This is a genomic window from Janthinobacterium sp. CG3 (genome assembly GCF_000344615.1).
Taxonomy (GTDB): domain Bacteria; phylum Pseudomonadota; class Gammaproteobacteria; order Burkholderiales; family Burkholderiaceae_D; genus Janthinobacterium.
Map to the genome: position 1 here is coordinate 4,433,903 of NZ_KB467824.1, position 20,189 is coordinate 4,454,091.

A 20,189-nucleotide genomic window follows, 5' to 3' on the forward strand; every position below is an offset into this window, starting at 1 on the left:
GCCGATGCTTGGTATTGTTGTAAGCTCGCGGTTGCGCATGCAACTAGGTTGGTATTTTGTCTAAACTTTCATTTCGTCAGCTGCTGTTCGCCGCCTTCATCCTGATCGCCGGCGTGCTGACCGCGACCTCGCTGCAGGCCCTGCTGACGCTGGAGCGGCTGGCCCGGCTGGGACGCGAAAGCGCGGCCCAGGCCGTGATGCTGACCGAGCAGTCGCAACGCCTGTCGGAGCGCACCCTGGCGATGGAGCGCAGCGCGCGCCAATTCCTGGTGCTCGACGACGGCGTGTTCCGCGACCGCTATTTCGCCGCCTGGCAGGAGGCCGACGCCGCGCTGCTGGCGCTGGCCGGCGCCATGCCCGGCCTGGCGCCGGCCTTGCAGGCCGAATGGCGCGCCCAGGGCGAGGCCGCGTGGGCCGTGCTGAAAACGGCCAAGCGGCGCAACCGCGGCGGCCACCCGGCGCTATACAAGGTGTTTGAACGCCTGCCGGTGATCAACGACAGCCTGGCGCGCGAGAGCAAGCGTGAAATCGGCCGCCGCGGCGACGCCCTGCTCAGCGAACTGGAGCGCCAGCGCGGCCTGCTGGCGGCGCTGGTGGCCGGCGCCGTGCTGTTGGCGGCGGCGCTGGCGATGTGCTTCGGCTTCCTGCTGTCGCGCCCGCTGCGGCGCATCGAAAGCGCCATCGAGCGCCTCGGCGAAAACCGCCTGGACCAGCCGATTACCGTCGGCGGCCCGGCCGACACGCGCCGCCTCGGCCAGCAACTGGACTGGCTGCGCCAGCGCCTGGCCGACCTGGACGCCGACAAGGAACGCTTCCTGCGGCATATCTCGCACGAGCTGAAGACGCCGCTGGCGGCGCTGCGCGAGGGCGTCGCCCTGCTGGAGGACGAGGTGGCGGGGCCGCTGACGTCCGGCCAGCGCGAAATCGCCGGCATCCTGCGCCAGAACACCGCCTCGCTGCAAACGCAAATCGAGGATTTGCTGCGCTATAACACCGCCGCCTTCGACGCCCAGCACCTGCAGCGCGTCAACGTCGACCTGTTGCAACTGCTGCACGCGGTGGTCGACGAGCAGCGCCTGCAATGCCAGGCCCGGCACCTGAGCGTGGAGGTGCGCGGCGCGCCGGTCGGCGCGCTGGCCGACCGCGACAAGCTGGCCGCCGCGCTGGCCAACGTGTTGTCGAACGCGGTGCGTTTCAGCCCCGACGGCGGGGTCATCGTGTTTACCGTCGGCGCCGCCGCGCACGGCCTGCGCATTGACTGCAGCGACGACGGCCCGGGCGTGGCGCCGGAAGACGCCGAACGCATCTTCGAACCCTTTTACCAGGGCGCGCGCCAGGCTGCCGGCGCGCGCAACGGCAACGGCATCGGCCTGTCCATCGTGCGCGAATACATTGCCGCGCACCACGGCACGGTCACACTTCTCCCCAGCCCGACGGGCGCCCATTTTCGGATCGAACTCCCCTATGATGCATAAAATTTTCAGTTGCGCCTGCGCGCTGCTGTTGGCGGCCTGCGCCGTCAAGCCGGCGCCGCCGGCCCCGGTGGCGGCCTGCCCGCCGCCGCCGGTCGCCGCCGCCCCCGCGCCCGACGGCGCCGTCAACGAACTGCTGGCCTTCCAGGCCGGCCTGCGCGCGTTGCCGCAGGCCGAGCTGGGGCGCGCCCTGGTCGAGCTGAATAGGCAGGACGCGTCCGCCAAGGCCACCGTGCGCCGCGCCATGCTGCTGGCGGCGCTGCGCGGCGCCGGCGACCTGGGCCGCGCCCAGGCGCTGCTCGACGGCGTGGCCCAGGCGGCCGCGCCGGACGAGCAGCGCCTCAAGCCGCTGGCCCAGTTCCTCGCCGCCGGCTACGCCGACGCGCGCCGCCAGGACGAGGCGGCCGACAAGCTGAACCAGCAGGTGCGCGAAGCCCAGCGCCGCAACGAGCAGCTCAACGAGAAGCTCGAGGCGCTGAAAAACATCGAGCGCACGATGTCGGTCCGCCCGGCCGCGTCGGTGCCGAAATGAGCGCCGCCATGGCCCAACCGGCCCAACAAGCGCACATCTTGCTGGTCGACGACGACCCCGATTTATTGCGCCTGCTGACGATCCGCCTGAACGCCGGCAACTACCGCGTGACGGCCGTGGCCAGCGCCGAGGCGGCGCTGGCCCGGCTGGCGGTCGAGCTGCCCAACCTGGTCATCACCGACGTGCGCCTGCCCGGCCGCGACGGCCTGGCGCTGTTCGACGACATCCGCCGCCAGCACGCGGCGCTGCCGGTGATCTTGCTGACCGCGCACGGCACCATCCCCGACGCGGTCGAGGCCACCGCGCGCGGCGCGTTCGCCTACCTGACCAAGCCCTTCGACGGCAAGCTGCTGCTCGACAAGGTGGCCTACGCCGTCAACCTGAACCCCAACCTGGCGGCGCCGGCGGCCAGCGACGACAACTGGCGCGCCGGTCTGATCAGCCGCAGCGCGCAGATGGCCGAACTGTTGGCCGAGGCCAAGCTGGTGGCCGCCTCCGACGCCAGCATCCTGATCCGCGGCGCCAGCGGCACCGGCAAGGAATTGCTGGCGCGCGCGCTGCACAACGCCAGCCACCGCGCCAAGGCGCCCTTCATCGCCGTCAACTGCGGCGCCATCCCCGAGCAGTTGCTGGAGTCGGAATTGTTCGGCCACGTCAAGGGCGCCTTCACCGGCGCCGTGGCCAACCGCGACGGCCTGTTCCAGGCGGCCGACGGCGGCACCCTGTTCCTCGACGAAATCGGCGACATGCCGCTGCCGCTGCAGGTCAAGCTGCTGCGCGTGCTGCAAGAGCGCGCGGTGCGCCAGGTCGGCGCCAACGAGGTCAAGCCGGTCGACGTGCGGCTGCTGTCGGCGACCCACCGCGACCTCGACGTGGCGATGCGGGAGGGCCAGTTCCGCGAGGACTTGTATTACCGCCTGAACGTGGTGACGCTGTCGCTGCCGACGCTGGCCGAGCGGCGCGAGGACATCGCCCTGCTGGCCAAGCATTTCCTGCATACGCTGGCCGGCAAGTACCAGAAGCCGCTGAACGGCTTCGCGCCCGACGCGCTGACGGCGCTGGTGGGCGCGCCGTGGCCGGGCAACGTGCGGCAGTTGTTCAACGTCGTCGAGCAGGTGTGCGCGCTGGCGACGGCGCCGCTGGTGCCCTTGTCGCTGGTGCAGCGCGCGCTGCGGGTGCCGTCGCTGGAGGCGCTCAGCTACAACGAGGCCAAGCAGCGCTTCGAGCGCGACTACCTGGTACAACTGCTGCGCCTGACCGACGGCAACGTCGCCGACGCCGCGCGCCTGGCCGACCGCAACCGCACCGAGTTTTACCGCCTGCTGCAAAAATACGAACTCACGCCCAGCCTGTTCAGGGCGGACACCGAGCTTGTCGCCGACGAACGACAGAAATAAGCGCTGTAAAATCAACGACTTGGCGATACGGGTTGAAATGTTGTCGCTGCTAGGCGACAAAAAGCGGCGAAAAACCCGCCGCGGCGGCGGCCGTCGCCGGGGTGAAATAGTAAGTCATTGATTTATATGCGGTTTTAATTGCTGGCACGGCGATTGCTATATGTCCTGGTGTGACGCTTCAAACAGTGTTGCTTCAACCACATATGAGAGGATTTACCATGACCATGCAAAAATCGAAACTGCTGAACAACTTCGTTGCCGTCGTCCTGCTGTCGGGCGCATCGATCACAGCTTCCTACGCAGCGGACGCGGAACAAGCCGCTCCTGCGAAGGCGACCCTGCTCGCCGCCAACGCAGCAGTGACCGATGAAGCCATCACCGCCTCGGCCAAAGCGGCCCTGAGCGCGGACGCGCAACTGGCCGGCCTGCCGATCAGCGTCAGCGCCAAAAAAGGCGTCGTCATGCTGCAAGGCGACGTGCCTAGCGCCGAAGCCGGCGACCGCGTCGTCCAACTGGTGGCCTCGGTCGCCGGCGTCAAGGAAGTCAAAAACGACTTGAAAGTCAAAGCCGCCGGCTAAGCGCCGCGGTCGGGCCGCGGCCAGGCCGCGCCCGGTAGTACCCAACCCCCGTCGCGCTGCCGAGCGACGGGGGTTTTTATTTTCGTGGCAAAGATAGGGGGGCGGCGCCGATGCACTAGAATTCGTCCCGTCCCCACGCCACAAGGCCCAGCATGACGCCGAACCAATTCACGCCAGCAGAAATCGCCGCAGTCTACCGCGCCATCCGCGAGCGCCGCGATATGCGCCACTTCAGCGCCGAGGCGCTGGCGCCCGGCCAGTTGGAGCGCCTGATCGGCGCGGCCCACATGGCGCCCAGCGTCGGCTTCATGCAACCGTGGCGCTTCCTGCGCGTCGGCGAGCGCGCCTTGCGCGAGCGCATCCACGCCCACGTCGAGGCCGAGCGCATCCTCACCGCCGAGGCGCTGGGGCAGCGCGCCGAGGACTTCATGAAGCTCAAGGTCGAGGGCATCCTGTCGTGCGCCGAACTGCTGGTGGTCGGCCTGACCGACCAGCGCGAGCAATACGTGTTCGGCCGCCGCACGATGCCGGAGATGGACCTGGCGTCGGCCTCCTGCGCGATTCAAAACATGTGGCTGGCCGCGCGCGCCGAGGGCATCGGCCTGGGGTGGGTGTCGCTGTTCGATCCGGCGCAACTGCGGGCGCTGTGCCACATGCCCGAAGGCAGCAAACCGATCGCGATCCTGTGCATCGGCCCGGTCGCCGAGTTTTACCCGGCGCCGATGCTGGAAACCGAGGGCTGGGACACGCGCCGCGCGATCGGCGAGCTGGTCTACGAAAACACCTGGGGCCAACGTTCCACGTGAAACATCCGGGCCAGTCTTGGGGCCTGTAAGTTAGGCGGCTTCGGCGCGGAAATGCTGAAAACCAAGGGCGGTAGCCGGGGGGCAAACCCTGAGGGTGTGACGGCCGGCGCTACTCCGGCAAGCCGTCGAGCCAGGCTCTGGCGTGCGCCAGCACCAACTCCAGTTCGGCGCCGGCCAGCGCCAGCAGGGCCGCGACCTCGGCGTGGCGCTGCCCGGCGATGGCCCGTTCGGCTTCCAGCGAGGCGCTGATCAAGCGCTTCGTGCCGAGCGTGCCGACCGCGCCGCGCAGGCTGTGCAGCGTGCGCGCGGCGTCGTCGCAACGGCCTTCGCGCACCGCCAGTTCGGCCTGCCGCAGCGGCGCCATGCCGTTGCCCAGCGCTTCAGCCACCATCTTGCGCAGGATGCCGCGGCCCTTGGCGTCGCGTCCCAGCACGCGCATCAACGGCGCCATCGAGAATACCTGTTCGTCCGGCGCCGGCGCCGGCGCCGGCGCGGCGATGGCGGCCACGGCCGGCGCGGCCGCCGCCCGGCCCGGCAAGTTGCGGTCGATCACCTCCAGCATTTCCTCGACCACCACCGGCTTGGCGATGAAGTCGCTGATGCCGGCGCTGATGCAGCGTTCGCGCTCCGACGCCAGCACCCCCGCCGTCATGGCGATCACCGGCAGCGTCAGGCGCAGTTCGGTGCGGATCAGGTGGGTCGCGCTGAAGCCGTCCATCACCGGCATTTGCATGTCCATCAGCACGATGTGGTAGCGCTGCGCCTCGGCGCGCAGCCGCTCGACCGCCTGCAAACCGTCGCCGACCACGTCCAGCGTCGCGCCCATGTGCTCGAGGATGCCGCGCGCCACCGCCTGGTTCAGCAGGTTGTCCTCGACCAGCAGGAAGTGCACGCCGCGCAGGTGCTGGCCCAGGTTGCGGTTCAAGATCATCTGCTCGTCGCCGCCGTCCGGCGTCGTCAGCGCCTGGTGCAGCGCGTCGAACAGGCTCGAGCCGGTGATCGGCTTCATCAGCACCACGTCGGCCTCGGCGGCGCTGGAGATTTCCTCCAGGCGGTTGCGGGCGAAGGCGTTGACCATCACCACGATCGGCTGCTTCTGGCCGGACGCGGCCTGGCGGATCGCCTTCGCCGTGGCCAGGCCGTCCATCTCCGGCATGTGCCAGTCGGCCAGCACGACGTCGTACGGCGCGCGCTCGGCCTGGCGGCGCCGGTACAGCGCCAGCGCGGCCGCGCCGGAGTCGACCTCGTCGACCTCCCAGCCCCAGGCGTGGATCAGCTTGCCGATCAGTTCGCGGCTGGTGCGGTTGTCGTCCGCCACCAGCAGGCGCAACTGGCCCAGCGCCGGCTTGCGGCGCGCGCCCTCCTGCTCGCGCAGCACCTCGAACGGCAGGCTGAACCAGAAGTTGCTGCCGCCGCCCTCGGCGCTGTCGAAGGCGATTTCGCCGCCCATCAAGCGGATCAGGTGCTTGCTGATCGTCAACCCCAGCCCGGTGCCGCCGAAGCGCCGCGTGATGCTCTCGTCGCCCTGCGAAAAGGCGGTGAACAATTGCGCCTGCTGCGCCGCGCTCATGCCGATGCCGGTGTCGCGCACCTCGAAGCGCAGCCGCGCGCCGGCCGCGTCGCGCCGCTCCAGGCTGACCCCGACCAGCACCTCGCCCAGCGGCGTGAACTTGATGGCGTTGCCGGCCAGGTTGACCAGGATTTGCTGAAGCCGCAGCGCGTCGCCGCGCAGGCGCCGCGGCACGTCGGCGTCGACGCCGATCGCCAGTTCCAGCTCCTTGTCGCCGGCGTTCATCGTCATCGTCGTCGCCAGCGTGTTCATCACCTCGTCGAGGTCGAACTCGACCGGCGCCAGTTCCATGCGCCGCGCCTCGATCTTCGAATAGTCGAGCACGTCGTTGAGGATCCCCAGCAGCGACTGCCCCGAGACCCGCACCATGGTCAGGTATTTGCGCTGCTCGGCGGTCAGCGCGGTGTTGCCCAGCAGGTAGGCCATGCCCAGCACGGCGTTCAGCGGGGTGCGGATTTCATGGCTCATGTTGGCGACGAAATCGCTTTTCGCCCGGTTCGCCGCCTCGGCGCGGTCGCGCTCGTCCACCAGTTCGGCGGCGCGGGCCTGCACCTCGACCTGCAGGCGCAGCCGCTCGGCGATTTCGGCGATCACCGCCAGCACCTTGGTGCCCTGGTCGGTTTGCACCGCGCTCAGGCTGACCTCGAGCGGGAATTCGCTGCCGTCCCGGCGCAGGCCGAACAGCGCCTGGCCGCGCCCCATCACGCGCGGCTCGGCGCTCAGGCGGGTGTCGAGGAAGCCCTTGCGGGCGTTGGCGTGGCGGGCCCGGTAGCGCGCCGGCATCAACGTTTCCACCGCCTGGCCGACGATCTCGTCGCGGCGGTAGCCGAAATAGCGCTCGGCCTGGCGGTTGAATGTTTCGACGCGGCCGTCGGCGCCGACGACGACCATCGCGTTCGGCGCGAATTCGATCAGGCTTTGCAGGCGCGCGTCGGCCGCCTGCCGCGCGCTCATCAACTCGTTGAAGGCCATCGTCAGCTCGCCGATTTCGTCGTGCTTGGCCACGCCGATCGGCACGAACTGGCTGGCGTCGGCGCGCAGGCCGCGGATGGCGTCGCGCAGCCGCACCAGCGGCGACAGCAGGCGCAGCGTCAGCCAGCCGAGCGCGGCGGCCGCCAGCAGCGAGGCGAAGGCGCTCCACGCCGCCAGCCGGTACAAGGCGCCGTCGAGCGGCTCGAAGGCGTCGCGCAGCGGCAACGCGGCGCCCAGCGTCCAGTCGGCCGACTTCAGCGTCTTGAAACTGTAGATCACCGCCACGCCCTGGCCGTTGCTGCTGACCGCCGAGTCCGCCCCGTCCTCCTTCAGCGCGCGCGTGGTGAGCGCGTTGGCGTTGGCCGCGCGCGGCTGCAGCAGCCGGCTGGCGTCCGGGTGTAGCACGTACAGCGGCACCGCGCCGCGCGTGATGGCGAAGTAATAGCCGCTCTTGCCGACCTTGGCGCTGCGCAGCCGGCCCAGCACGTTGTCCTTGTACAGGCGCAGCACGCCGATCAGCATGCCGACCACTTCGCCGCGCGCGTCCAGCACCGGGGCGACGAATTGCACGATGGGTTGCTTGCTGGTCTTGCCGAGCACCGGCTCGGCGATCATCGGCCGGCGCGTGCGCAGCACGGTCTTGAAAAAGGCCCGGTCGGAGGCGTCCGTGCCGGCCCGTCCCGGCACCGCCGGCACGTCGGCGATCAGGCGGCCGCGGGCGTCGAGCACCAGCACGTCGTCGAACAGCGTCAGCACCGCCCGCGTCGCGTAGTGGGCCCTGAGCTTCTCCGGCGAATCCATCAGCTCTGGCGGCTGCTGTCTGGCGCTGGCGCCGACGACGTCGAGGAGGATCTGCAACTTGTCGTCGAGTTCGGTCGCGGTACTGCGCACCAGCGCGTTCTGCTGCGCCAGCAAGACCCCGGTGAAATCCTCGCGCATGCGCTGCATCTGGGCCACGGTGACCAGCGCGATCATGAGAATCGACGTCAGGCTCGTTGCCAGGGCGACTTTCGCTTTGATCCCGAGTGGCTTCATTGCTTTCCTTTATGGACGCCCGCGCGGGCATTCAGGCCGCCCGGGAATTGTGCTATCAATAAGGATACTTAGCAAGCACTACCCTGCCGCGCGGCGGCCGCCAGGACCACCGGCGCCACCGCCGCCGGCCGACCGCCCCGCCGAAGGCGCTGCCGCGGATCGGCCCGCGGCTCGCGATGCCGGGCGCCGCGCCAGCGGGTAGAATGGCGCGGCGCCAGTATATTTTTCTTTCGGCGAATCGAAACCGCCGCGGCCCGCCTCTTAGTAGCCGAGGGATGTCCTCGCCACCGTCGAAAGGAAAAAATATGTTCTATATGAAAAATGTACCGGGTTGGGAGCGGCTCTTGCGCGCCGTCGCCGGCCTGCTGGCGATCGCCTTCGGCGTGCTCGCGCTCGGCGGCGCGGCCGGCGTCGGCCTCGCGCTCGGCGGCGCCGGCCTCGTCGCCTCCGGGCTGTTCGGTTTCTGTCCGATGTGCGCGCTGCTCGGGCGCCGCCTGGACCGCGCCGGCCGCGCCGATGACGCTCGCTGAGCAACACCGGCCGGTGCTGGACGCCGCCCACGGCGGCGATCCCGCCGCGCTGGCGCAGTTGCTGCGGCTGTGCCAGCCCGACATCCGCCGCTACGCCCGGCGCTCCTGCCTGGTCAGCGACGTCGACGACGCAGTCCAGGAGGCCTTGTTGGTGCTGTCGCGCCGGCTCGGCTCGGTGCGCCTGCTGGCGGCGTTCTCCGGCTGGTTGTTCAAGGTGGTGCGGCACGAGTGCCGCAAGCTGGCCCGTCTGGCGCTGCGCCACGCTCCCTACGACGACGAGCGCGCCGAACGCTGGCTGGCCGCGCAGGACACGGCCGGCCTGCGGCTGGACCTGGTGAACGCGCTCGAATCGCTGCCGGCCGATTATCTGCACATGATCCTGTTGCGCGATTTCGCCGAGTTGAGCATCGCCGAAATCGCCGCCCTGCTCGGCCTGACGGCGGCCGCCGCCAAGAGCCGGCTGCACCGCGCCCGGCTGCTGGCGCGCGAGTATCTGGTGGGCTGAGGCGGGCGCCTGGCGTCGGGAGCGGCCGCCCCGGCGTAGTTGCCATATAATTAAATCGACCAACCCGGGTCGTTTAGTGGGCTATTGCCACTTGGTAACGTCGGGATGCGATAAACTCCATGACAGCCTCCGAATAGGTATATCCCGCTATGCTCACAGAATTGCCCGCCCTGACCCTGCCCCGCGTTCCCGTGGAGGTGTTGCGCGCGCGCTGCTCCACCTGCAGCATGCACCAGTTGTGCCTGCCGATGGGCCTGGACATGGGCGATATGGACCGGCTCGACCAGATCATCGGCCGGCGCCGCAAGGTGCCGCGCGGCGCCACGCTGTTCCGCATCGGCGACCCGTTCGTCAACCTGTACGCGATCCGCCTCGGCCATTTCAAGACCTACCAGATCAACGCCGGCGGCGAGGAGCAGATCACCGGCTTCCAGATGGCCGGCGAGCTGCTCGGCATGGACGCGATCAGCGCCGACCGCCACCATTGCAACGCGGTGGCGCTGGAAGACAGCGAGGTGTGCGAAATTCCGTTTTCCAGCCTTGAACAGCTGCTCGGCGAGATGCCGACGCTGCTGCGCCATTTCCACCGCATGATGAGCCAGGAGATCACGCGCGAGCAAAGCGTCATGCTGTTGCTGGGTAATATGCAGGCGACCCAGCGCTTCGCCGCCTTCATCGTCAACCTGGGCTCGCGCTACGAGGCGCGCGGCTATTCGAGCGTCACGTTCCAGCTGCGCATGTCGCGCGAGGAAATCGGCAACTACCTGGGGCTGACCATCGAGAGCATTAGCCGGCTGTTGTCGAAGTTTAAGAAGGAAGGCTGGCTGCGCGTCAGCAACCGCGAAATTGAAATCCTCAATCCGGCCATGCTGAAGGCGATTACCGCCGGTACGCCGGAGGCTTGCGCCTAAGCCGCCGGCGACGCCGGTCGGCTGGCCCACGCCGTGTAACGGAGCTGGGCTAACCGACCTGCGGCAATCCCATCAGTCGCTGCGCAGCGCCACGGCGCGCTGCGTCGGCCAGGTCCAACTGCCGTCCAGGCGCCAGTCGCGCCGGGCGTTTTCCGCCAGCACTTGCCAGCGGCTGCGCTCGAACAGCGCCAGCGGCGCGCTGAAGTTGCCTTGCGCGTCGGGCTGGACCGCCAGTTTGATGTCCTTCTCCGGTTGCGTCGCGTGGGCCAGGTGCAGCAGCAGCGGCGCGCTGTAGGGCCGGCCGTGGCTGTCGATCTTGCCCACCAGCACGGCGTTGGCGGCGTCGTAGCGCAGCGCCGCCGTCAGCCCCAGCGCGCTGGCCGCGCGGTCGCGCCGCAAGTCCTGGTTGATCGCCTTGCCCTTCTTGTAGTAGTCGCCCACCACCAGCGCGTCCTGGCGCGAAAACGCCAGGTAGCCGGTGTAGCTGCCGGCCACTATGACGATGAAGGGGCCGAGCATCAGCAACCACGGCCAGCGGTGCGTGTACCAGGGGCGTTCGGCGGGCGCCAGGGGGCGCAATGGCAATACGTTCGACATGGTTTCTCCTTTATTGCTTAGCGCGGCACAAAGAACACCGCTTTTTCCATCACGTGCAGGCTTGGGTCGTCGAGCGCCGTCAACTCGATGGCGATCTGGTTGGAACCCTTGGCGCCGGCGCCGTGGGCGGCGCGCAGGCGCACCGGCAGCGCCAGCGTTTCGGTGGCGCCGACGCTGACCTCGTCGGGCGTGACCAGCGCCAGGCTCGGCAGGCCCGACACCTTCACCTTGTAGCGGTGCGGCGTCTCCGCGGTGTTCATGATCTGCAGGCGGTAGACGTTTTCGACCATGCCGTCCTCGACTTCGCGCCCCATCGCGCCGCGGTCGCGGATCACGTCCAGCTTGAGCGGCGTGCGCAGCGCCAGCGAGCCGACCACGGCGGCGGTGATGACGGCCAGGATCGCCGTGTAGATCAGCACGCGCGGGCGCAGCGCGCGCTGGCGGATCTGCTCGACGCTGAAATTGTTGGCCAGCGCGTGGTCGGTGCTGTAGCGGATCAGGCCGCGCGGGCGGTCGATCTTGTCCATCACCGTGTTGCAGGCGTCGACGCAGGCGGCGCAGCCGATGCATTCGTACTGCAGGCCCTGGCGGATGTCGATGCCGGTCGGGCACACCTGCACGCACAGGGTGCAGTCGATACAGTCGCCCGTCTTGGCGGCGACGACCGGCGCGGCCTTTTTGTTGAGCGCGCCGCGCGGCTCGCCGCGCTTGACGTCGTAGGTGATGATCAGCGTGTCCTGGTCGAACATCGCGCTCTGGAAGCGGGCGTACGGGCACATGTATTTGCAGACCTGCTCGCGCAGCCAGCCGGCGTTGCCGTAGGTGGCCAGCGCGTAGAACAGCACCCAGAACCATTCCCACGGCCCGAAGCTGAGCGTGGCCACCTCGTGCGCCAGCGTGTGGATGGGCGTGAAATAGCCGACGAAGGTGAAGCCGGTCCACAGCGCCACCGCGCCCCAGGCCAGGTGCTTGGCGGTTTTCTTGGCCGCCTTGCGCAGCGACGGTCCCTGCTTGTCGAGCAGCATGCGGGCGCTGCGCGTGCCCTCGATGCGGCGCTCGATCCACAGGAAGATTTCGGTGTACACCGTTTGCGGGCAGGCGAAGCCGCACCAGACCCGCCCGGCGATCGCCGTCACCAGGAACAGCAGGTAGGCGCAGATGATCAGCAGCGCCGCCAGGTAGATGAAGTCCTGCGGCCACAGCACCACGCCGAGGATATAGAACTTGCGCGTGCCGAGGTCGAACAGCAGGGCCTGGCGGCCATTCCAGCTGAGCCACGGCAAGCCGTAGAACATCAGCTGGGTCAGCCAGACGCAGACCCAGCGCAGGCTGGCGTAGCGGCCCTTCGCCTCGCGCGGATAAATCTCCTCGCGGGCCGCGTACATCTTGATCACTTGGGGGGCGGGATCGCTCATGGCTGCTCGCCTATCAAGGTTGCGGGTTCGACAGGCTCCACACGTACGAGGCCAGCACATGTACCTTGGCCTCGCCGAGGAAGTCGTCGAACGCCGGCATGGCGTTGCTGCGGCCCTTGCGGATGGTTTCCATGACGGTGTCGGCGCTGCCGCCGTACAGCCAGATCTTGTCGCTCAGGTTGGGCGCGCCCAGCGCCTGGTTGCCGGTGCCGCCGGCGTTGTGGCAGGCCATGCAGGCGCCGAACTTGTTTTTGCCGAACACCACCTTGATCGGGTCGGCGGTCGAGCCGGACAGGCTCAGCACGTAGTGGGCGACGTTTTCCACGTCCTTGTCGCTGCCCAGCGCCGCGCCCATCGGCGGCATCTGGCCGTTGCGCCCGTGCAGGATGGTGGTCTTGATGATCTCCGGCGTGCCGCCGTACAACCAATCCTTGTCGGTCAGGTTCGGAAAGCCCTTGTTGCCGCGCGCGTCCGAGCCGTGGCATTGCGCGCAGTAGGTCAGGAACAGCCGCTCGCCGACGGCGTGCGCGGTCGGGTTGGCCGCCACCGTCTTCAGGTCCTGTCCGAGGAATTGCTTGAACAGGGGGCCGTAGTCGGCGTCGGCCTTGTCCAGCTCGCCCTGGTACTGGCCGCTGGACTTCCAGCCCAGCTTGCCGGCGTAGGTGCCCAGGCCCGGGTACAGGAACAGGTAGGCCAGCGCGAACACGATGGTGATGTAGAACAACCACATCCACCAGCGCGGCATCGGCGTGTTCAGCTCGGTCAAGTCCTCGTCCCAGATGTGGCCGGTGGTACCGACCGGGCCGTCGTGGTCCTTCAGCGCGCCGACCTTGTGGGTCGACTGCGAGTACAGCAGCACGCCGCAGCCGAAGATGCCCAGCAGCGACAGCACGACGATGTAGATGTTCCAGAAACCGCTGGTGAAGTCAGACATGGCCGCCCTCCCCCACGACGATGTCGGCGGCGTCGTCGGCGAACGGCAGTTGCGCGGCGCTGTCGAAGTCGCTGCTGCGCCGGGTCACGAAGGTCCACCACAGGATGCCCAGGAAGGTGGTGAAGGAAACCACCGTCATGACGCTGCTGGCGCTGTCAAAGAGGTTCTCGATTGCCATGCTAGTTCCTTGTCTTGATTAATGTGCCCAGGCCCTGCAGATAGGCGATCAGGGCGTCTTCTTCGGTCTTGTCCACCAGCGCGGCCGGCGCGGCGGCGATCTCGGCCTCGCTGTACGGGTCGCCCAGGCGTTTCAGCGCGCGCATCTTCGGCGCGATCTCGGCCGGCACCAGCGCGGTTTTCGCCAGCCATGGATAGTTCGGCATGTTCGACTCGGGCACCAGGTCGCGCGGCTTGTTCAAATGGGTCTTGTGCCATTCGTCGCTGTAGCGCCCGCCCACCCGCGCCAGGTCGGGGCCGGTGCGTTTCGAACCCCACTGGAACGGCCGGTCGTAGACGAACTCGCCGGCGACCGAGTAGTGGCCGTAGCGTTCGGTTTCGGCGCGGAACGGCCGGATCATCTGCGAGTGGCAGTTGTAGCAGCCCTCGCGCACGTAGATGTCGCGCCCGGCCAGGCGCAGCGGCGTGTACGGCTTGAGGCCGGCGATCGGCTCGGTGGTCGACTTTTGGAAGAACAGCGGGACGATCTCGACCAGGCCGCCGACGCTGACCACCAGCGTCACCAGCGCGATCAGCAGCCAGGGGTTCTTCTCAATCCATTCATGTGAAAATTTCATCGCTCACTCCGAATCAGGCGTGGGCCGCGGCCAGCGCGGGAATGCGCGCCGTCACCGATTGGCGGCCGCGCAGGGTCATGTAGGTGTTGTAGCCCATCAACAGCATGCCGCTCAGGTACAGCAAGCCGCCGCCGAAGCGCACCACGTAGTACGGATAGGTCGCCTTGACCCCCTCGACGAAGGTGTAGGTCAGGGTGCCGTCGGGGTTGACCGCGCGCCACATCAGGCCCTGCATCACGCCGGCGATCCACATCGCCGCGATGTACAGCACGATGCCGATGGTGGCGACCCAGAAGTGCATGTCGATCAGGCGGGTGCTGTACATCCTGGTCCGGCCGGCCAGGCGCGGCAGCAGGTAGTAGATCGAGCCCATCGTGATGAAACCGACCCAGCCCAGGGCGCCGCCGTGGACGTGGGCGATGCCCCAGTCGGTGTAGTGCGACAGCGAGTTGATGGTCTTGATCGACATCATCGGCCCCTCGAAGGTGGCGATGCCGTAGAACGACAGCGAGACGATCAGGAACTTCAGGATCGGGTCGGTGCGCAGCTTGTGCCAGGCGCCCGACAAGGTCATCATGCCGTTGATCATGCCGCCCCACGACGGCGCCAGCAGGATCAGCGAAAACACCATGCCGATCGACTGGGTCCAGTCGGGCAAGGCGGTGTAGTGCAGATGGTGCGGGCCGGCCCACATGTAGGTGAAGATCAGCGCCCAGAAGTGGACGATCGACAGGCGGTACGAATACACCGGGCGCTCGGCCTGTTTCGGGATGAAGTAGTAAACCATGCCGAGGTAGCCGGCGGTGAGGATGAAGCCGACCGCGTTGTGGCCGTACCACCACTGTATCATCGCGTCCTGCACGCCCGAGTAGGCCGAGTAGGATTTCCACAGCGACGCCGGCATCGCCGCGGCGTTGACCACGTGCAGCAGCGTGACGGCGATGATGTAGGCGCCGAAGAACCAGTTGGCGACGTAGATGTGGGCCACCTTGCGCTTGAGCAGGGTGCCGAAGAACACCACCGCGTAGGCGATCCAGACCACGGCGATGAGGATGGCGATCGGCCATTCCAGTTCGGCGTATTCCTTGCCGCGGGTGAAGCCCATCGGCAGGGTGACCACGGCCGACAGGATCACCGCCTGCCAGCCCCAGAAGGTGAACGCGGCCAGCTTGTCGGAGAACAGCCGCACCTGGCAGGTGCGCTGCACCACGTAGTACGAGGTGGCGAACAGGCCGCAGATGCCGAAGGCGAAAATCACCGCGTTGGTGTGCAGCGGCCGCAGCCGGCCGTAGGTCAGCCAGGGTATGTCGAGGTTCAGCGCCGGCCATGCCAGTTGGGCGGCGATGATGACGCCAACCAGCATGCCGACGATGCCCCAGACTACGGTGGCGATCGCGAATTGCTTGACGATCTTGTAGTTGTAGTTCAGTGAATGGTCCACTCGTGCTCTCCCGGGATTGCTTTGATGATGTAGTGCATCAAAGAGTACGGGTTCGACCATCAAAAAACTTTGATGTGGATCAAAATTCACCAGATCAATTGCAGATAGGCACTAACGCGGGGGCGCGCTACCACGACCCCGATACGCGGGGCGTTGGGGCCGGCCGGTGCATGTCGCCGGTGTTTGCGCGCGGCGGTGGCGCCGCCGCCGCGCTTCGCTACACTAGCTCATGAGCACGCCGAACGACGACTACGACACGCCCTGGAAGGACGCCGTGACCCGGTATTTTGCGGACTTCATGGCCTTCTATTTTCCCCGCGCCCACGCCGAGATCGACTGGTCGCGCCCGCAGCGCTTCCTCGAGCAGGAATTGGCGCAGGTGGCGCACGACGCCGAACTGGGGAAGCGCCTGGCCGACAAACTGGTCGAGGTCACCCTGAAGCGCGGGGCGCCGCAGTGGGTGCTGGTGCATTTGGAAGTGCAGGGGCGGCGCGACAGCCGTTTCGCCGAGCGCATGTTTACCTACAACTACCGCATTTTCGACCGCTACCGCCGGCCCGTCGCCAGCATGGCGCTGCTGGCCGACGGCAACGCCGGCTGGAAACCCGACAGCTTCGGCTACCAGTTGCTCGGCTGCACGGTGGGGATTCAATTTCCCGTTGTTAAACTGGACGATTTCGCCGGACGCGCCGAACAGTTGCTGGACGACCCGAACCCGTTCGCGCTGGTGACGGCGGCCTACCTCGCCACCCGCGAAACCAAGGGCGACGACGTCCGCCGCGCCGCCGCGAAGTGGTTCATACTCGAACGGCTCCTGCTGCAAAATCGGGACAGGAGGATTATCATTGACCTGACCGTGGTGATCGACTGGTTAATGCGCCTGCCTCAACCACTGGAGCACGAGTTATGGCGCCGCATCGAGAAATTCGAAAGGAGTCGGGCTATGCCTTATATTTCATCCTTTGAGCGTATCGGCCTGGAGCGCGGCCTCAAGCGAGGGCTGCGGGAAGGACTGCGGGAGGGACGGCAGGAAGGACGGCAGGAGGGATTGCGCGAGGCGCTGACGCAGCAGTTGCGGCGGCGCTTCGGCGCCTTGCCCGATCCTGTGCAACAGCGCCTTGAACAAGCTACCTGGGCCGAACTGCTGGTGTGGTCCGAGGACTTTGTGGACGCTGCCACGCTGGATCAGGTGTTCCGGGCGCAGGCCGGGTAAGCGCGGCGGGTTTACCGCAAACGCGAGCGCAAACGTCTGGCGCGGCGCTCACTGGCGCGGCGTTTCTTGCTATTCCCGCGTGTTTAGCGCTTCCTGTGCGTTGGCGGCGGCGCCGCTGTCGTCGTCCTGCAGCACGCGCAGGCCGGGGCCGACCAGGTCGTCGAACTGGCCGCCGTCGGAGGCCTTGAAAAACACCCACAGCGCAACGAACACGGTGGCGATGCTGACGGGGATCAGGAGGTAGAGGGCTTCCATGCTCAGTTCCGGCGCAAGCGCAGCGCGTTGGCAATGACGACGGCCGAGCTGAGCGCCATGCCCAGCCCCGACAGCCAGGGGTTCAGATAGCCCAGCGCGGCGGCCGGGATCGCCAGCAGATTGTACAGCGTGGCCCAGGCCAAGTTTTGGCGGATCACCGCCATGGTCGCGGCGGCGGCGCGCGCCGTCTCGGCCACCGACGACAACCGGCCCGACAGCAGCACCGTGTCGGCGTGCGCCTGGGCCAGCGCGGCGCCCGAACCCATCGCGAATGAAACGTCGGCGGCGCTCAGCACGGCGGCGTCGTTGATGCCGTCGCCGACCATCGCCACCACCGCGCCGCCGGCTTGCAATTGCTGCACCACGCGCAGCTTTTCGTCGGGCAGGCATTCGCCCCTGGCGACGTCGATGCCCAGCCCGGCGGCGACGGCCTGGGTCAGCGCCTGTTGGTCGCCGCTGAGCAGGAGCACGCTCTTGCCGGCGGCGCGGAAATAGTCGACCACCGCGCTGGCGTCGGCGCGCAGCGCGTCGCTCAGCAGGAAACGCGCCAGCCATTCGCCCTCGGCGCCCAGGTACACCGGCGTCATGCCGGCGGTATCGGTGTCATCGTTCGCGCCGCCCTCGCCGGCCAGCCCGGCAACAAAGGCGGCGTTGCCGAGCCGGTAGCGGCGCCCGTCCAGCGTGCCTTGCAAGCCCTGCCCGGGTATTTCCTCGACGGCCTCGGCGTGTGATTGCGGCACACCGGCCGCCTCGGCGTCGGCGGCCTCGACGATGGCGCGCGCCAGCGGATGGGCGCTGCCCGCCTCCAGCGCGGCGCCGACCCGTAGGCAGAGCTCGCGCGCCATCGCGCCCAGCGGTTCGAGCCGGCGCACCACCGGCTTGCCCAGGGTCAGCGTACCGGTCTTGTCGAACACCACGTGGGTGGCGCGGTGCAGCGTTTCGAGCACGTGCGGCCGGACGATCAGCACGCCGCGCCGCAGCAACCGGTCGGTGGCCGCGGCCAGCGCCGACGGCGTCGCCAGCGACAGCGCGCACGGGCACGACACCACCAGCACGGCGATGGCGACCGGCCAGGCGCGCGCCGGTTCATACCAATACCAGAAGCCGAAGCTGGCCAGCGCGAACAGCAGCAGCGCGACCACGAACCAGGAGGCGACGCGGTCGGCCCACTGGGCGATCCGCGGCTTGCCCAGGCCGGCCCGTTCGACCAGTTTGATCAGGTCGGACAGCGTGCTCTCGCGCGCCGGCCGGCTGACGCGCAGCAGCACCGCCGCGCTGGCGTTGATGGCGCCGCCCGGCACCGCCTCGCCCGGCCCCTTGCGCTGGGCCGCGCTCTCGCCGGTCAGCAGCGCCATGTCGATCGCGGTGTTGCCTTCGATAATGATGGCGTCGGCGGCGATCGCCTCGCCCGGCTTGACCAGGATGACGTCGCCGGCGGCCAGCGCGGCGGCCGCCACCACCGTGGCGGCGCGGCTGCCGGGATAGCCGTCGAGCCGCGCGGCGCAGGCCGGCAGCGCGTGCTGCAGCCGCTCCAGCGCCGAGGCGGCCTTGCGCCGCGCCAGCAGTTCCATGTAGCGGCTGCACAGCAGCAGGAAGATGAACATCGTGGCCGAGTCGAAATACACCTCGCCATGGCCGCGCCAAGTCGCCACCGCGCTGCCGGCGAAGGCGGCGACGATGCCCAGCGCCACCGGCACGTCCATGCCGGGCGCGCGCGCGCGCAGGCTGGCCCAGGCGCCCTTGAAAAACGGTTGCGCCGAGTAGCAGATCGCCGGCAGCGTCAGCAGCAGACTGGCCCAGCGCATCAGGCCGGCGATGTTGTCGTCCATGGTGCCGTCGTCGGCCAGGTAGGCCGGCACCGCGTACATCATCACTTGCATCATCGACAGGCCGGCGACGAATAGTTGCCGGCCCAGCGTCTTGACGGCGCCGCGCAACTGCTCGCCGTGGCGCGCCGCGTCGTACGGGTAGGCCGCGTAGCCGACCTGGCGCAGCGCCGCCAGGATGTCGCCGGGACGGCAGGTGTCCTTGCTCCAGCGCACGTACAGGCGCTCGGTGGCGACGTTCAGCTTGGCCGCCTGCACGCCGGGCAGGCGCGTCAGGCGCCGTTCGACCAGCCAGACGCAGGCGGCGCAGCGGATGCCCTCGACCGCCAGCGTCGTTTCGCAACTGGCCTCGTCGAGCGCGAAGCGGACGTCGGCGTTGTCGTACAGTTGCAGCTCGGGCGGCACCAGCTCGCTGCCGGCGGCGCTGGCGGCGAACGCCGAGCGGTCGCGGTAGTACGCGGCTTGGCCAATCTCGACGATGCTGCGCGCCACCGCCGCGCAGCCGGGGCAGCACATGGCGCGCGCGGCGCCGTCGATGTCGACCGGCCAGTCGGCGCCGGCCGGCAGCGGCAGGCCGCAGTGGAAGCAGCCGGCGCCGAGGTCGGCCGGCGCGCCGGCCATGGCCGGTTGCGCGCTCATGGGTGGCCCGTCAGGCACAGCACGTCGAGCCAGCCCAGCGAGACGCCGTTGACCGCGCGCGCCAGGCCCAGCAGGCCGAAGGCCAGCACCAGCAGGCCGCCGGCCAGGCGCACGCCGCGGCGCCGCACGGCGGCGCGCAGGCGCGCGCCGACCAGGCCCAGCGCCAGCAGCGTCGGCAAGGTACCCAGGCCGAAGGCCAGCATCACCAGGGCGCCCTGCAGCGCCGAGCCGCTCAGCATGGCCGTCAGCAGCACGCTGTAGACCATGCCGCAGGGCAGCCAGCCCCACAGGCCGCCCAGCGCCAGCGCCTTCAGCGCGCTATCCATCGGCAGCAGCGGCTTCAACAGCGGTTGCACGCGGCGCCACACCAGGTTGCCGGCCGCCTCCAGCCGCGCCAGGCCGCGCCAGGCGTCCATCAGGTACAGGCCCAGCGCGACCAGCATCAGGTTGGCCATCCAGTAGAACGCCAGTTGCAGCCCGGCCAGGCGCAGCAGGTGGGCGGCGCCGCCGGCCAAGCCGCCGGCCAGCGCGCCGGCCGCCATGTAACTGGCGATGCGCCCGGCGTTGTAGGCGGCCACGCGCAGCGGCGCGCCGTCGTGCAAGCGCGCACCGGTGGCGGCGACGGCGATGGCGACCACCGGCCGCGGCCGCGGGCTGGAGACGGCCGACAGCGCGCCGACGATGCCGCCGCACATGCCGATGCAATGGACGCTGCCGGCCAGGCCCACCATGAACACCGGTAGCAGGTTGAGCGCGCTCATGCCGGC

The 20,189-nt window shown here is 68.6% G+C and carries 19 protein-coding genes; 9 read left to right on the plus strand and 10 right to left on the minus strand.

The genetic code is table 11. The features are described from left to right. Positions 1-56 precede the first annotated feature (56 nt). The 5 genes from JANGC3_RS0119695 (at position 57) to bluB (ending at position 4,785) form a co-directional block, all read left to right on the plus strand. Positions 57-1,475, plus strand: a complete 1,419-nt coding sequence (locus JANGC3_RS0119695; RefSeq protein ID WP_017878211.1) for a sensor histidine kinase — start codon at positions 57-59, stop codon at positions 1,473-1,475. Next, a complete protein-coding gene (locus JANGC3_RS0119700) occupies positions 1,465-2,004 on the plus strand; it encodes a hypothetical protein (protein ID WP_017878212.1) in 540 nt (179 codons plus the stop codon). Before JANGC3_RS0119695 ends, JANGC3_RS0119700 begins: the two co-directional genes overlap by 11 nt. An 8-nt stretch (positions 2,005-2,012) precedes the next feature. After that, complete coding sequence (locus JANGC3_RS0119705; protein ID WP_026133224.1) at positions 2,013-3,401, plus strand: sigma 54-interacting transcriptional regulator; 1,389 nt, start codon at positions 2,013-2,015, stop codon at positions 3,399-3,401. A gap of 218 nt (positions 3,402-3,619) precedes the next feature. After that, complete coding sequence (locus JANGC3_RS0119710; protein WP_017878214.1) at positions 3,620-3,979, plus strand: BON domain-containing protein; 360 nt, start codon at positions 3,620-3,622, stop codon at positions 3,977-3,979. 152 nt (positions 3,980-4,131) lie between these two features. Continuing rightward, complete coding sequence (bluB, locus tag JANGC3_RS0119715) at positions 4,132-4,785, plus strand: 5,6-dimethylbenzimidazole synthase (protein ID WP_017878215.1); 654 nt, start codon at positions 4,132-4,134, stop codon at positions 4,783-4,785. Positions 4,786-4,894: 109 nt separating this feature from the next. Here the strand turns inward: bluB and JANGC3_RS0119720 are convergent, their stop codons facing one another. Continuing rightward, the gene (locus tag JANGC3_RS0119720; RefSeq protein ID WP_017878216.1) at positions 4,895-8,362 is read right to left on the minus strand and encodes a response regulator; all 3,468 of its coding nucleotides are present in this window, start codon (positions 8,360-8,362) and stop codon (positions 4,895-4,897) included. Between the two features lie 305 nt (positions 8,363-8,667). Here JANGC3_RS0119720 and JANGC3_RS0119725 point away from each other — a divergent pair, with 305 nt between their 5' ends. From JANGC3_RS0119725 to fnr, 3 genes are all read left to right on the plus strand, one after another. Further along, a complete protein-coding gene (locus tag JANGC3_RS0119725) occupies positions 8,668-8,892 on the plus strand; it encodes a YgaP family membrane protein (RefSeq protein WP_026133226.1) in 225 nt (74 codons plus the stop codon). Further along, positions 8,879-9,397 carry an RNA polymerase sigma factor gene (locus JANGC3_RS0119730; RefSeq protein WP_026133227.1) on the plus strand — a complete coding sequence of 173 codons (519 nt, stop codon included), beginning with the start codon at positions 8,879-8,881 and terminating at the stop codon, positions 9,395-9,397. Before JANGC3_RS0119725 ends, JANGC3_RS0119730 begins: the two co-directional genes overlap by 14 nt. A gap of 149 nt (positions 9,398-9,546) precedes the next feature. Further along, positions 9,547-10,308 carry a fumarate/nitrate reduction transcriptional regulator Fnr gene (gene fnr, locus JANGC3_RS0119735; RefSeq protein WP_026133228.1) on the plus strand — a complete coding sequence of 254 codons (762 nt, stop codon included), beginning with the start codon at positions 9,547-9,549 and terminating at the stop codon, positions 10,306-10,308. A gap of 72 nt (positions 10,309-10,380) precedes the next feature. Here the strand turns inward: fnr and JANGC3_RS0119740 are convergent, their stop codons facing one another. The 6 genes from JANGC3_RS0119740 to ccoN are packed head-to-tail and all read right to left on the minus strand — an operon-like array spanning position 10,381 to position 15,489. Continuing rightward, on the minus strand, positions 10,381-10,905 hold the full coding sequence (locus JANGC3_RS0119740) for a FixH family protein (RefSeq protein WP_017878220.1): 525 nt from the start codon (positions 10,903-10,905) through the stop codon (positions 10,381-10,383). Between the two features lie 17 nt (positions 10,906-10,922). Continuing rightward, entirely contained in the window at positions 10,923-12,320 is a 1,398-nt protein-coding gene (gene ccoG / locus JANGC3_RS0119745; protein WP_017878221.1) for a cytochrome c oxidase accessory protein CcoG, read from the minus strand. Between the two features lie 13 nt (positions 12,321-12,333). After that, entirely contained in the window at positions 12,334-13,254 is a 921-nt protein-coding gene (gene ccoP, locus JANGC3_RS0119750) for a cytochrome-c oxidase, cbb3-type subunit III (protein WP_017878222.1), read from the minus strand. Continuing rightward, positions 13,247-13,432: a cbb3-type cytochrome oxidase subunit 3 gene (locus JANGC3_RS0119755; protein WP_017878223.1), complete on the minus strand. Its 186-nt coding sequence runs from the start codon at positions 13,430-13,432 to the stop codon at positions 13,247-13,249. Before JANGC3_RS0119755 ends, ccoP begins: the two co-directional genes overlap by 8 nt. Before the next feature lies 1 nt (position 13,433). Further along, on the minus strand, positions 13,434-14,048 hold the full coding sequence (gene ccoO, locus JANGC3_RS0119760; protein ID WP_017878224.1) for a cytochrome-c oxidase, cbb3-type subunit II: 615 nt from the start codon (positions 14,046-14,048) through the stop codon (positions 13,434-13,436). A 13-nt stretch (positions 14,049-14,061) separates the two neighbouring features. Further along, positions 14,062-15,489 carry a cytochrome-c oxidase, cbb3-type subunit I gene (gene ccoN / locus JANGC3_RS0119765; protein WP_017878225.1) on the minus strand — a complete coding sequence of 476 codons (1,428 nt, stop codon included), beginning with the start codon at positions 15,487-15,489 and terminating at the stop codon, positions 14,062-14,064. A 229-nt stretch (positions 15,490-15,718) separates the two neighbouring features. Between ccoN and JANGC3_RS0119770 the strand changes: the two genes are divergently transcribed. Further along, positions 15,719-16,702, plus strand: coding sequence for a DUF4351 domain-containing protein (locus JANGC3_RS0119770; protein WP_017878226.1), 984 nt, complete (start codon positions 15,719-15,721; stop codon positions 16,700-16,702). A 69-nt stretch (positions 16,703-16,771) separates the two neighbouring features. On the opposite strand, the gene ccoS is transcribed toward JANGC3_RS0119770, so the two are convergent. From ccoS to JANGC3_RS0119785, 3 genes are read right to left on the minus strand one after another with little or no spacing between them, the layout of a single operon-like run. Beyond that, complete coding sequence (ccoS, locus tag JANGC3_RS29630) at positions 16,772-16,957, minus strand: cbb3-type cytochrome oxidase assembly protein CcoS (protein ID WP_017878227.1); 186 nt, start codon at positions 16,955-16,957, stop codon at positions 16,772-16,774. 2 nt (positions 16,958-16,959) lie between these two features. Further along, a complete protein-coding gene (locus tag JANGC3_RS0119780) occupies positions 16,960-19,422 on the minus strand; it encodes a heavy metal translocating P-type ATPase (protein ID WP_017878228.1) in 2,463 nt (820 codons plus the stop codon). Continuing rightward, positions 19,419-20,183 carry a sulfite exporter TauE/SafE family protein gene (locus JANGC3_RS0119785; RefSeq protein ID WP_017878229.1) on the minus strand — a complete coding sequence of 255 codons (765 nt, stop codon included), beginning with the start codon at positions 20,181-20,183 and terminating at the stop codon, positions 19,419-19,421. The genes JANGC3_RS0119780 and JANGC3_RS0119785 overlap by 4 nt, the downstream gene beginning before the upstream one ends. Positions 20,184-20,189 lie beyond the last annotated feature (6 nt).